The organism is Paenibacillus rhizosphaerae (assembly GCF_014192015.1).
Taxonomy (GTDB): domain Bacteria; phylum Bacillota; class Bacilli; order Paenibacillales; family Paenibacillaceae; genus Paenibacillus_AQ; species Paenibacillus_AQ rhizosphaerae.
Window position 1 is genome coordinate 69,760 of the sequence record NZ_JACHXJ010000001.1, and the last position, 13,648, is coordinate 83,407.

Annotated in this window: 9 protein-coding genes; 8 read left to right on the forward strand and 1 reads right to left on the reverse strand. The window is 46.5% G+C overall.

The features are described from left to right. Nucleotides 1-35: 35 nt before the first annotated feature. Nucleotides 36-818, reverse strand: a complete 783-nt coding sequence (locus tag FHS19_RS00265; protein WP_183577021.1) for an AraC family transcriptional regulator — start codon at nt 816-818, stop codon at nt 36-38. A 180-nt stretch (nt 819-998) separates the two neighbouring features. Between FHS19_RS00265 and FHS19_RS00270 the strand changes: the two genes are divergently transcribed. The 8 genes from FHS19_RS00270 (at nt 999) to FHS19_RS00305 (ending at nt 13,604) form a co-directional block, all read left to right on the forward strand. Beyond that, a complete protein-coding gene (locus FHS19_RS00270; protein WP_183577024.1) occupies nt 999-1,706 on the forward strand; it encodes an RraA family protein in 708 nt (235 codons plus the stop codon). 31 nt (nt 1,707-1,737) lie between these two features. Further along, complete coding sequence (locus tag FHS19_RS00275) at nt 1,738-2,766, forward strand: zinc-dependent alcohol dehydrogenase (RefSeq protein WP_183577027.1); 1,029 nt, start codon at nt 1,738-1,740, stop codon at nt 2,764-2,766. A 22-nt stretch (nt 2,767-2,788) separates the two neighbouring features. Further along, complete coding sequence (locus tag FHS19_RS00280; protein WP_183577030.1) at nt 2,789-3,496, forward strand: SDR family oxidoreductase; 708 nt, start codon at nt 2,789-2,791, stop codon at nt 3,494-3,496. A 107-nt stretch (nt 3,497-3,603) separates the two neighbouring features. Continuing rightward, nucleotides 3,604-4,668 (forward strand): glycoside hydrolase family 88 protein, encoded by a 1,065-nt coding sequence (locus FHS19_RS00285; protein ID WP_183577033.1) that lies wholly within the window; start codon nt 3,604-3,606, stop codon nt 4,666-4,668. Between the two features lie 20 nt (nt 4,669-4,688). Further along, complete coding sequence (locus tag FHS19_RS00290) at nt 4,689-6,749, forward strand: heparinase II/III domain-containing protein (RefSeq protein ID WP_183577036.1); 2,061 nt, start codon at nt 4,689-4,691, stop codon at nt 6,747-6,749. Between the two features lie 65 nt (nt 6,750-6,814). After that, nucleotides 6,815-8,764 (forward strand): alginate lyase family protein, encoded by a 1,950-nt coding sequence (locus tag FHS19_RS00295; protein WP_183577039.1) that lies wholly within the window; start codon nt 6,815-6,817, stop codon nt 8,762-8,764. Nucleotides 8,765-8,844: 80 nt separating this feature from the next. Continuing rightward, nucleotides 8,845-10,242, forward strand: coding sequence for an ADP-ribosylglycohydrolase family protein (locus FHS19_RS00300; protein WP_183577042.1), 1,398 nt, complete (start codon nt 8,845-8,847; stop codon nt 10,240-10,242). 461 nt (nt 10,243-10,703) lie between these two features. After that, entirely contained in the window at nt 10,704-13,604 is a 2,901-nt protein-coding gene (locus tag FHS19_RS00305) for a sugar-binding protein (protein WP_246426382.1), read from the forward strand. The last annotated feature ends 44 nt before the right edge of the window (nt 13,605-13,648 follow it).

Consider the following 13,648-nt stretch of genomic DNA (forward strand, 5'->3'; position numbering starts at 1 on the left):
TTGCTAGATACTCAAGTGAGCATGTTGACCTGTTGTCACTTCCTCAAATAATCGGATGGATTACATCCCATAACCTGCTTAAACAATCGGCTGAAATAATACACATTGCCGAACCCGGTATGCAAGGCGGCTTCCGTCACGTTGCATTCTCCACTTAACAACAAATCCTTTGCTTTCCCCAGCTTAATCTGGTTTTGATAATCCAATATAGACTGGCCCGTCACCTTTTTAAAAACCAATCGAAAGTGAGAGGGACTAAGGCCTGCCATGACCGCCAACTCCTGCACGCTATAATGGCGGCTGTAGTTTTCTTGCATTAGATTGATAATGTTCTCAATTGCTGGCGTATGTGGGGAGTTGGGGAGTGAGAAGGTACGAGTTCGGATCATATGGTACAGAATTTCCATGATGATGCTGCGGCAATGAAGTAAATAGCCGGGCTTCTTGCCGGCCCATGCAGGGCCAAGGGTTTGGAACAATTCTATCATCTGGTGAGGGTAAGAAGAAGGATTAACTCCTGAATAAGACGGGGGAAACCCCAGTTCTCCCGAAGGACTCTCCAAATCGAAGGCAACCATAATAAAGCCCCAGGGTTCTTCAGGATCACTGAAGCCGGAGTGAACCAATCCCTTCGGGAAATAGAGCAGGTCTCCTTTTTTTATGGTGTAATGTGTTCCTTCAATATTATAAAAAGCTCTGCCCCTTTTATTAATAGCCAGGATATGGTGAGTCTGGTTGCGGATTTCTCCAGTTCGCCAAGCGGGGTCGGGTTGTCTCTCTAAAACATAGCTAATATCGGATACGATAAAATTATACATCAACAAATAACCCCTTTTTCCACTTGTTCATATTACTCATTATAACATTCCTCGGACAGGAACGGACATAAGCGAATCGGATAAAAAGAACCTTGTAATGTGCATGGATGAAAAGGCTTTCTCTGCTTATGATTTTTAATAAGTGATCAACTCATCAATATGGGATATGGAGGTACGGCTATGAATTTGGATGAATTAACAGCATCAAGGGAGCAGCATCAAATCGTTAAACTGCCTATCACAGAGAAGGAGCTATGCGATCGTTATGAACAGGTGTTCACCTCTGCCGTGAATGATGTTCTGCGGGAGCTGGGGTATGTCTATCAGACGATGCCCAAAGAAATCCTTCCGTTAAGGGAAGACATGAAGGTGGCGGGAATCGCATTCACGGTCAAAGGCTCAAAGAATTTGACGCTGACCAGCGAAATGGAGCAACGGGCAAAGATGCTGGAGGAGCTCCATGAAGACTCGATTTGCATTTGGGATACAAGCGGCGACGATGAATCTGCCCAATGGGGAGAAATCATGACGATGGCTTCGAAACGACGAGGCTGCAGAGGCGCCATTGTGGACGGTGGGGTGCGTGATACAGATAAAGTTCTGGAACAGAATTTTCCGGTATTCTGCAAATACAGAACTTCAAACGGGATGTTGGGACGCTTTCGTATGATTGGCTGGCAGATGCCGGTGAAGCTTGGGGATGTGTTCGTATATCCAGGTGATGTTATCTTTGGTGACATTGATGGCGTCATCGTTATTCCACGGAAGTTGGCTTACGATGTGCTGCTTAAATCGGAATATATTAAGGAAAATGAGAAAGAGATCAAGCAAATGATCGTAGACGGTCTGACACCTACGGAAGTTGTAAAACGCGGCGGTTATTTCTGATCTTTAATCTATAACGGGAGGAGAGTTATTGATGAAAGCAGCAGTTCTAAACGAATGGGAGCATATTGAAATTAAGAATGTGGCCGTACCCGAATTATGTGACGAGGAAGTTCTTATCAAGGTAACATACGCAGGCGTATGCGGCTCGGATGTGACCATATATAAGGGAAAACATCCAACGGCCAAGACCCCAGTCATTCTGGGTCACGAATTCACCGGAGTTGTGGAGAAGGTTAATTCCTCCAAGCGATCCGATCTTAAGATGGGTGACCGGGTTGTTGTGGAGCCACTCATCAGTTGTGGAGAATGTTCCGCTTGTCTGGAAGGGAACTGGCATGTGTGCCGATCATTAAAGCTGCTCGGTATTCATACGAATGGCGGCTTTGCGGATTATGTAAAGGTACCCGCAGCTAAAGTGATCAAACTGAAAGACTCCATGTCCGATCGTATAGCAGCTTTGACTGAGCCCTTTGCAGTAGGCTTCCATGTCAATCAGCGTGGAGGAACTAAAGCAGGTGACAAGGTCCTTATCATTGGGGGTGGACCTATCGGCATGGTCATCGGTATTATGGCGAAACGCTGTGGAGCCGAACGAGTTGTGTTTACAGAGCTTAATGAAGCCCGGATTGATATGATCAAATCCTTCGGATTCGAGGCGATTCATCCCGGTCATGAGGACGTCGCTGCCCTGTCAGCCGAGATTACTCAGGAAACTGGTTATGATGTAGTCTTTGAGGTATCTGGTTCACAATCAGGCCTGCTAAGTTCAACGGATTTGTGTGCCATTCGCGGTACCGTTGTATTTGTTGGGTTCCCCCACAAGCGTCCGGAGGTAGATGTACTGACAGCGATCTTCAAGGAGTTGAATCTCGTTGGAAGCCGAGTGTATACGTTCAAGGATTTTGTTCGTACGGTTCGGATGCTGGAAGAAATCGTAGAAAGCCAGCAATATAATCTGGAGGGAATGATCAGCGATACCATGCCGGTGGAACAGGCCGAAGAAGCTATCCAGAAGATGATCCGTGGCGAGAATCTAGGCAAAATACTGTTAACTTACTAATGGTTGAAAGGGGTATTTCGATTTGAGATCCTTGCAGAATAAAGTAGCTATTGTTATAGGGGCAACAGGAGGTTTGGGTACGATATTGACGGAGGAACTAGCCTCCCAAGGTGTGAAATTGGTATTGGCCTCCACCAATCCTAAAAAGTTAAATCAAATGAAAGAAAAATATGAATCCGAGGGAGTTTCGATCATTGTATCAACTATAGATGTCACTAACGAGGAAGAAGTAAAAACATTATTTCATCTTGTACAACAAACATACGGACAAGCGGATATCCTGGTCAATCTGGCTGGATTATCCATTCCTGCTAAGGTGGAAGCTATGGCCGAAGAACAGTATGACTCGACCATGGATGTGAATGTGAAGGGCACCTACCTTTGTTGCAAGCACTTTATCCCGATATCTAACAAGGAGGATGGTGCACATATTATCAATATTGGTTCTATGGCAGCGAAACGGGCCAATCCAAACGCTCCGATGTACTGCACGGCCAAGGCGGCAGTCAATATGTTCTCCCAGGGTCTTGCTATGCAGGTAATGGATCAAAATATCCGCGTGACCACATTGAACCCAGGAGGCGTGGATACGGCCTTTTGGGGTGATCGGCAAGTGGCAAGGGAGAAATTTCTGAAAGCATCCGATGTCGTGGATGTCATGCTGTTTATATTGACTCGGGACACGCGAGTTGTGTTTCATGATATCGCCTTTGAATCGTTTTTTGCCTAATCATATAAAAATAGAATTACAGCCAACTTAATTGACGACCGAACCCATGAGAAAGTTGGTTGATAGCACGAAGTGACTTTAAATTGGACTAAAGGAGGGTATTTCCTATGGACACTTTAGCCGTTTCCGAGAAACTATTCGATACCTATGAAAGTCTGGAGGAAGTAAAGCATTATTATGGTCTGCTTGCAATATATGCGCTTGTCAGGTGTTCACAACTAGGGGATAACGCTAAGCTGCAAGAGCGTTGCCGCAAGATTCTAAACCGTTTCCCAGATGAAATTGAGCACCCTCATTATAATTTTCCAAGCTATCGAATCGGCGGATTGGCCAAGGCATTCGCCTTAATGACAGGTCTAATGCCGGGAATCGAGGCTCAGGTAAGGGAATATGCAGAGGAACTGCTCACGGCCCCTCGGGATCGTAAAGGTATTGTTAAAATGCCTGGCTCAGGTGATGCGGACTTAATCTGGATTGATGCGGCGATGGCAGTTACCCCATACCTATTATTCGCTGGCGTTAGTTTGAATGATCAACGTTATATAGACGAGGCGGCCAAGCAAACCTTTCTGATGATCGACGAATTCATTGACCCTTCTAACGTGCTGCTGCACCAATGCAAAAATTTTCTGGGGCCGGGTCTGTACTCCGAAGATCATTGGAGCCGAGGAAACGGTTGGGGGTATCTTGCATTAACGGAATTGGTGCAGTACCTACCCCAAGAATCCCCGCACAGGGGAAAAGCAGAAGATTATTTCAAGGATCTTTCTAATGCGCTCCTTCCCTACCAGAGCAAGAGAGGCTTATGGCGCCAGGAAATCCCCTTCGAATACTCGTATGAGGAATCCTCAGGCACAGCTCTCATTCTTTATGGATACGGTGTTGGCCTTCGGTTGGGGCTCTTGGATAAAGACATATACAGGGCTCCCTTTCAAAAGGGGATTCATGGATTGTACCAATATGGCGTGAATCCTGATTACTCTACAGAACTTAGCTGCCCGGGGAATTTATGCCCGGGAGAAGGCGATGAGAGGGGAAAGGTCAAAGCATATGTTACACTTCCCTTGCCATACCGGAACGAGCATCACAGCTTTGGTCCGTTCATACTGGCTTTTACGGAAGCTTATGCTCATGGAATCAGAGAATTGAACAAAGATTTTATTACTCCATAATGCAGGGAGGTTCACCCCCTATGAAATTGCTTGCACAAGAAGAAATTCAAGATCTACGGGACCACATTGCACAAGGAGATAAGCTCGACCAAATGTGGCAGAGTCTCGTACAGCGCGTGGAGAAGCAAACTTCTTCCCTTAAGCTGGTACAGCCGGGAGATACCGTGGAATGGTGGCATTTGGCCTGGGAACGAATCAGTGACGCGGCTTTTGTTTATGCAATTAACCGCGACGAGGGTGTCGGGGAATGGCTCAAGCATATTGTGCTAGAAATGATTGAAAGACCAGGGACCGATTGGCATGGTCCTGCATTTCGTGGACGTGCGACTCCTCAATATGGTGTTCTGGAAACCACACATGTGGGAGTAGCCGTCGCGGAAGCCTGCTGGTTGTGCTCCGATTTGTTCTCGGATTCGGAGAGAACGCTGATCCTGGAGAAGGTGAAGGAAGAATGTCAGGAACCATGCAGACGTTCATTGAACGATATGTCTAATAAAAGGGGGAATATGAGCAACTGGTTTATGGTCCTATTGAACGGTTTCGGAACCTCATCCATACTTCTCGATGACCGTGAGGCTGTGTTAGAGGCGATAGGTTACTATCAGACAGCCGTCCGTATGTTTAATGGCGACAGCTATGGCGAATCCCTTCAATATTGGAATTATGCCGCCCACCATCTGAGCAATTTTCAGGAGATGCTGACTCGTTATGATGCGGAGCTGGCTGAGCAAACCGATTTCATGTGTTATGCCCGTTGTATTCCATGGGCAGTTCAATCCTTGATGTACATGAAACCACTGGAAAACTCTAAGAAAATCATGCCGCGTTCGCTTAATTTTGGTGATTCAGCAGCAATCTTCCGCCCGAGTGCTAATCTTCTCTTACAGGTAGCCAAGCGAGCCAAGGAAGTATCTCCGCAGCTGGCTGGGCTGGCCCGGTGGTTGTTTGAGGAAACGTATTCCGTTCTTGAATTAGAGCGCAATGAATTGGCCACCTTTGGCTTCGTGAATTCCTTTCAGTATATGAGCTTGCTCCATTACGCCGGGGCTGCAGCACCATTGTCTCCAGAGGAGGCAGGGCTGCCGCTTGTACAGGAATTCGAAACAGGGAACGTCATTGTTCGGGACGGATGGCTGAACAAGGGGGCAGTCTTGGGTATGCAGGCTGGATATGAAGTGCTTCAGGTAACCAGTCATAATCATATGGACCAAGGTTCTTTTATCCTTGCTCATCATCATGAACGGTTCTTCATCGATCCGGGACACGCCTGCTACCGATTGGAGACTCAATCGAAATCCATGGCAACCTCTTCCCATAATACTTGGACTTTTCAAGTGGAAGGTCAGATTGAACCCCTGGTCCAGCAGACCATTGAGGGAGTGAACTTCTGGAATCCGAGAGAATCACTGGTTAACCGGAAGGTTGTAAGCAGCATGGACGGTATAACCGTTGTACGTTGCAATCTTGCTCCGATATACGGGCGACCCATTTTAAATGCGGAGCGTACATGGGTAACTTCATTTCCCAATATGATGATGATCATCGATCGGATTTCAACGGATGTGCCTGTCAAGACGCAAACGCACTTTTTGCTGAATAACCGTGGCAACAAATTACTAACAAATCTATATTCTGATACGAAGATCGTTCTTCGGCGGGGCGAGGCAGCTACGAAGTTTTTCTTAATGGATACTCTTTCAGGGAATAAGAGTTCTTCTTGTGCCCGGAAGTTATCCTGGGGATTCATGCATGACTATTATCATCCGCTGCCTAATCAAGACGGTCAGGGTAAGGAAGGAAGCGCAGTTCGCGTCACCTATGAGAATAATGAATTTGCCAAAGAGCATGTCATGGTGTATGCCTTCGCTATGGACGATATTGATAGCATCAGAGGCTGGCATATCTATAATCCGGCTCCCAACGTGTATTTTGCTGAATCACCGAATAAGGACGGGGGCCTCTCCGTAGAGGTGGAACCAGATGGAGGGCTTATCATTCAGGATTACGGTAATGGACGAATCTATGGACTTCTTGATGGCGAAATCGTTCTGAAAGATGATGGCACACAACGTTCACAATAACTGGGAAGATCAAGGATCCATGAAAAGCAATAGGGAGCACCCCTTGATATAAGGAGGTTTGAATTGTGAATGATCTGCCTACGGCATTTGATTTCACAGAGGTATGCAATTATATCCACCAATATTCCCCGGATTACATGCAGAGAACCATGCATTCCGCCGATATGGCTCTTCAAGGGAAGCTGATCCTGTCAGGTACACGCGGACAATGGCTGCTGGTAGGAAACCCTCCGGAATGGCATGACAACAAAGTAAATAACAACGGTTATGTATGGATGTTGAATCGGATGAATCATTGGTTGATTTTAGCTCAGGCGTATCTGTTCTCTAATCAACGAAAGTATATTGACCGTGTACTCCTGGAGCTTCTGGATTGGATCGAATCATGCCCGGCTCCTGCCCTGACGGTAGATGTAAAGGAAGCCCAGCGAGTTTATGGTTCAGTCGACCCCTGGCGCCAGCTTGAAGTCGGTGAACGGATGGGGAATGTATGGCCTTTCGTGATCCGGGTCATGGACCAAATTCCCGGCATGCTGGATTCTGCTCGGTCAACGATCCTTAAGTCCGTACTGGACCATGGGCGAATTCTACGTGAGGTTTGTCCGATGTTTTGGCCTAATGCTGACCATAATTACTACCTAACCGAGATGTGGGGGTTGTATTCCATCGCACTGAACTTTCCTGAGCTTGAGGAGTCAGCGGAGTGGGGGGCATTCGCTCAACAGGAGCTTGAGCGTTGTATGTCCTCTCAGTTCTCTAATCAGGGAGGCCAATTGGAAGGCTGCCCAAGTTATCATAACTTCACCACGATTCACATGGGCAAGGTAGCTTTGCTGGCATGTAACAACGGAATTTCCCTTTCAGAAGCCTTTGTAGAAAGATTCCGTCAAGCTATGAATTACTGCATACAAACATGCCGACCCACCGGCCAGGTCGTGCCGTGGGGTGACTCCAGCGCAGATTACGAGGCAGCGGTAACGATGTCTCTAGGAGCTCTATTTTTGGGAGAGGACAATCTCGTGCTTCTTCTTCAATCATTAATGGGTAAGCAGAAATTTGTCAATGCGATTATACCTCTCTTATTTGAATACCCAGAGTTACTGAGCCTGACGGGGGTGCTTATTCACTTGGATGTACCAGCAGCAGAGGAATTGGATGAACCTCCGCGTATCTTTTGGGACAAAGAGCTGGATCAGGTCTCGATTCGCTCTGATTGGTCCAGGCAGGCATTTAGCGTGTTTTTCGTATGTCGCACTCCGGTTTATAACGGACATGCGCATATTGACCCATCGTCGTTTGATTTTACGGCATGGGGCCAGCCGTTGGTGGTAGATCCAGGACGTTATAATTATTGGTGGCTGGAAGAACGCCGCAATTTCAAGTCGGCCGCCTGGCATAATACCCTAACGATTAATGGTAAGGATCCTTTCGAATACCTCTCCTCGTGGGACTACGGCCCCCAAAAGCAGGGTAAAATTCAGTATACCGTTGATGGAGGAGACTGGATCCGTGCCTCGGCCATTCATCATAATTACGAACCGGTCATCCATCGCAGAGACTTAGTTATGTTTACCGGTCAATTTTTGCTTGTCTTGGACGAGGTTTCAGGACTCACGGAGCAGGATACCGTTCAGTTGAACTGGCACTTGGATGCGGTTCAATCCCATTGGGATAAGGAACGGCAACTCGCATATACACAGAGCAATGAAGTCAATGTAGCGGTATGGACTGCTGGAGGAAAAGTATGCGGCGAACGAAAAGATGCCAGTATTTCCGATAAGATGGACCATCTTAGACCGTCCACCCGTGTTATCATGTCGGATTACGGGGGGGTGGCCGGTATCAGGAAATATGCTACGGTACTTTTCCCTTTCCGTGGTGAATTTCAGCAAGGACAGCTCAGATCACTCGAAGTTTATGAAAAAAGTGGACAAGCCTTTTGTCAAATGAAGTTGGAACTTTCAAGCTATGAGGTTGCATTCAAATTTGATGGCAAACAGGAGGGTAACGCATGAGTGAAGGAGAGCCCTATCAGTATTGAGAAGCTGCCCATCCGATCGGGTTCTATAATGAAAAAAAGTTTGGGGTGAAAATTATGGCAGGATGGGATTGTTTATATCATTTGATAAAAGAGGAAGTTGTACAGCGCAAAGAGGAAGGCTGCAATACGGAGGGGTTCGAAGAGAAGCTTGAAACGGCAGGCAATGATCGACAGAAATGGATGGCGATATATGAGGAACTCATACACCTTCCGATTAGCCCGGATTTTCCATTTAAGGAGCCATCTGGATTGGAAGAGATTCGTCTGGAGCGTCCGGATGGTCCGAGGGTACTTCAGACCAAACATTCTGAAAAGGTCTGGCGGGACAAGTTCTATGGATCATGGCTTGGACGCAGCGTCGGCTGTGCACTCGGCAAACCTGTTGAGCAGAAGGAATATATGGCAGGTAGCTTTGGCAATCCGGGCTGGAAAAATGTGATGCTTTGGTTCCAAGGTGCAGACGCTTGGCCAATAACGTCTTACGTGCCTGCATATTCTCGTGCACAAAAGGAAGTCGGCCTCACAGTTGGTAATTTGTCCACTAAAAGCCTTCGTGAGAACATTTGCTTCATGGAGAGCGATGATGACATCCGTTATACGGTCCTTGGCCTTATGATGCTCGAAGAGAAGGGATTAGAATGGGATTCCTGGGATGTAGGCATGTTATGGCATCGAATATTGTCCTATCATCAGGTCTGTACAGCGGAAACTCAGGCCTACTTAAACTTTGCTCAAGTGACATCTCATGCTAAGAATCTGCTGGAAAAGGAACGAAGTCCAGAATGGGAAATGCAGAAAGATTGGGTTCGTACGTATCTGAACCCTTATCGGGAGTGGATCGGCGCCCAGATCCGTGCAGATGGACTCGCGTACGGCGCAGCCGGGAAACCGGAGCTTGCAGCTGAGCTGGCTTGGCGGGATGCTTCTTTCTCTCACGTCAAGAATGGCATCTATGGAGAAATGTTTATAGCAGCCATGATTGCTGCGGCATTCACGGAAAGTGATCCGGAGCGTATCGTAGAAATCGGCTTAAGTGAAATTCCCGCCAACAGTAGATTGGCTAAAGATGTTAAGGAAGCGATAGCGATCGCGCGCAGTGCACAAGATCAAGTGGAATTGGTTGACCGAGTATGGGAAACATTTAAGCATTATAATCCGGTTCATACCAATAATAATGCCGCTTTGGTTTCGGCTTCGCTGATCTTTGGCCAAGGTGATTTTGAAAGAGCAGTCACCACTTCGGTTCTGGGAGGTTGGGATACGGATTGCAACGGCGCAACGGTGGGCTCTATTATGGGGGCCATGGTGGGAGCTGAGGGAATTCCCGCTTCCTGGTCTGAACCTCTGAATGATACCCTTTATGCGGAGGTCATCGGCTTCCATCCTATTTCCATCTCTGAATGCTCCTCCCGGAGCTATGAGGTATTTAAGAAGCTGAACCCCGATGACTGAAGAAAAACTCATCTTATTATGACACACCAGGTAAAGTATAGAAAACACCGCTATTCCTTTAGGGATAGCGTTGTTTTCTATAGGGAATTCTATAATCTCTTGAATAACTAGTAGCAAATAACTCCATGTGATCATGCCAGATCATTTTTAGCCTCGGTTTGCCTTGATTAGTTAACCGTCAGTTATTTACAACATTACTAAGAAAACATAATTAAAATTAAATCTACCTTCTATAACTAAACCAATGGCACATGTTAGATTGAATGTAGATTAGCCATACCTACGGTACATCAAACTAAACCCATGATGACGAATTCCAGTGATCCTCTTAGTTTTCTTGTAAGCGCTTAAAATATGATTATTCTGAGAGGATCTAGATTTGCAGGGTGCAGTAAAGGGGGATTGTAGTATTCGGAGCAATGACCACAGACGATAGTCGTGCAATAAACAATCGAAGGAGGATGAAATCATTGAAATTCTTTAAAAAAATGAATGTCTGGGTGCTAATGCTTTCATTAGTATTACCTGCATTCTTTGCAGCGATTGTACCGGCTGCAAAGGCTGACGCTTCAGATGGAACGCTCCACGAGGCGGAAGCTTCAGCAGGAGTCAATACGGCTTTGCAGACAGCAAGCGATCCTGTTAACTATTATGTGAGCCCAACTGGTCTCGACACGAATAATGGCCTTACTGAAACGACCGCTTTCAAAACGATTAATAAAGCGGCAAGTGTAACCAATCCTGGGGATACGGTCAATATTATGCCAGGCACGTATTCTCCAACAAACGACGCAAACGACTTTGTTGCGATCACACGTTCAGGTGATCAAGATCCCAGCACCGGTATCGAGCATTACATTACTTATAAAGCCTATGACCCGTCCAATAAACCCAAGCTGCTCCTCCCTCCGAATATTAAGGGAGTATGGGACATGATTGACGTCAATGCCAATTACATTATCATCGACAGCCTTGAAATCGAAGGCAATAACCTCAATCTAACATTGGCAGAAGGGGAAGCCAATTATGCCAGTAAGGTTGCCGGAGGTAAGGATTGGTCGACATATGCCAAGACGAATACCAACGGAATTAGCCTCCATGGACATCACATCATTGTCAAAAACAGCCATATCCATCATATGGCGGGTGGAGGTGTTGGTGGAGGCGGAGATTATATTACCGTTGAGAACAACGACATTCACTCCAACAGCTGGTATACCTTCTATGCAACTAGCGGCATCAGCTTTATGAACGATACGGATATCGACAGTAACATCACCGATTATAAAATTATCGTTCGGAATAATAGAGTTTATGACAATGAAACGAAGGTGAAGTGGGAAAAAACTAAAGGATATTCCGATGGCAATGGCATTATTTTTGACGTGGATGAAACCTATAAAGGTAAAAAACTAGTGGTGAACAACATTGTTTATAACAATGGAGGCGGCGGAATCCACATCTACAGAAGTCACAATGTTCATGTTATTAACAATACGATATATCACAACAGCAGAAGTCCAAATTTAGCGTATCCGAATATGGATGTTCAGTCCGGAGACAATGCAGTCTTCTTAAATAATGTCTCGGTTGCTAGAGACGAAGCCGGCGAGTATGCGAATGGAAACAGCGGATTTAATAACCTTTTTGCAAATAACCTCTATAGCGGCAATACACGGTTTCTAGGGATGAATGAACGGGTATTAGATCCGAAGTTTGTGTCTGAAACGGAAGCAGCTTATGATTTCCACTTGCAGGCAGATTCGCCGGCTATAGATTATGGTACCCGTACACTTGCACCAAGCATGGACATTGAAGGTAACCTACGTCCATATGAAGGAGCCGGGTCGAATGCTCGGGTGGATATTGGGGCATACGAATCCGCATTTAATAACCCAGCATTCTTAGTAGATGACGCCGTACAAATCACGGAACCAACCCCCGAAGTCCCCAAAGAAGCAACAGCAACAAAAGGAACACCGGCTATTGATGGACAAATCGATGATCTTTGGTCTGCAGCAAAGAGCTTTGAACCCCTATATGTAAGCGACCCGACGAAAGAGGCGCCAGAAGCAACTGTGCGTTTGTTATGGGATGAACACCATTTGTATGTGTTAGCTGAGGTGAAGGATACCAATTTGAATGCATCAGGTGGTAACTTATGGGAGCATGACTCCATGGAGTTCTTCGTGGATGAGAATGACGCCAAAACGACGTCGTTTCAAGCAGACGATAGACACTATCGCGTCAATTATTTGAATTTGAAAAGCGGGGGTACGAATGTTACACCGGACATCTTCACCTCTGCAGCACGTGTCGTGGAGGGCGGTTATATCATTGAAGCAGCGCTCCCACTGAAAACCATATCCGGTACCGTAGGGTCCGTTATTGGTTTTGACGCTGGGGCCAGTGATGATAGCAACTATGATGGTATTCGGGATAATGCAACGATGTGGAGCAACCGACGATTAAATTCATATGCCTCTACCCAGTGGTATGGGAATGTAACATTTGTAGAAGCCCCGTCCATCACAAATATAACCCCAATTACGGTGAATACGACAGTAGGAACGGCGCCAGTACTGCCTTCCGTGGTTACGGCCGAATACAGTAATCAATCTACATCCAATGTGAACGTAACATGGGATACTATGGATCCCAGCCGTTATGCAAATGAAGGAAGCTTCTCGGTAAACGGTACGGTTGAAGGCACGGACATCAAGGCCGTAGCTACTATAACAGTTCGCGCAGTGCCGCCAGTGCTGGAAGGATCTACCCTAAAGGTAACTCCGATCCTTACGGGTACAGCCGCTAAGGCTGAGATAACGGAACAACTGCTTCAGCAGCTGTTGGCCGAGACTCCGAGCGATGGTACAGGAAAGAAGCTGGCTACGATTGAAGTGGAGCAGGTAGCAGGAGCGGAATCTTACGTAACGGGCCTGCCGGCACCATTGTTTAAGGAAGGCACCGGGATAAACAGGCTGGCGATTCAGACGGCCCTATCCAACATCACTGTGCCAGATAACATGTTTGAGAAGAAGGATATAGCTGGAGCTTCCAATGTAGAGATCAATATGACGGTTGCTGACGCCTCCATCTTGAAAAAGGAGCAAAAAGTGAAAGTCGGGAACAAAACGTTATTGAAGTTAACCGCACTAGTTGACGGCCAGCGATTGGAATGGAAAAACAATCAAGCTCCGGTGTTGGTATCCATCCATTATCAACCGACACCGGAAGAATTAAAGAAGCCCGAGCACATCACGATCTACTATATTGACGGTGTTGGAAAGACGGTTAAGGAAACCTCGGGAAAATACGATGCGGTAACAGGCAAGCTCACCTTTGCCATTACTACAATGTAAGAGACGCGTCTTTTGCGAGGAATGATAGAAGGTCGTGAGCCTCA

Excerpts from the sequence above, each read along its gene's own strand:
- FHS19_RS00265 (WP_183577021.1), bottom strand. The coding sequence starts at position 818 with ATGTATAATTTTATCGTATCCGATATTAGCTATGTTTTAGAGAGACAA.
- FHS19_RS00270 (WP_183577024.1), top strand. The coding sequence starts at position 999 with ATGAATTTGGATGAATTAACAGCATCAAGGGAGCAGCATCAAATCGTT.
- FHS19_RS00275 (WP_183577027.1), top strand. The coding sequence starts at position 1,738 with ATGAAAGCAGCAGTTCTAAACGAATGGGAGCATATTGAAATTAAGAAT.
- FHS19_RS00285 (WP_183577033.1), top strand. The coding sequence starts at position 3,604 with ATGGACACTTTAGCCGTTTCCGAGAAACTATTCGATACCTATGAAAGT.
- FHS19_RS00290 (WP_183577036.1), top strand. The coding sequence starts at position 4,689 with ATGAAATTGCTTGCACAAGAAGAAATTCAAGATCTACGGGACCACATT.
- FHS19_RS00300 (WP_183577042.1), top strand. The coding sequence starts at position 8,845 with ATGGCAGGATGGGATTGTTTATATCATTTGATAAAAGAGGAAGTTGTA.
- FHS19_RS00305 (WP_246426382.1), top strand. The coding sequence starts at position 10,704 with ATGAAATCATTGAAATTCTTTAAAAAAATGAATGTCTGGGTGCTAATG.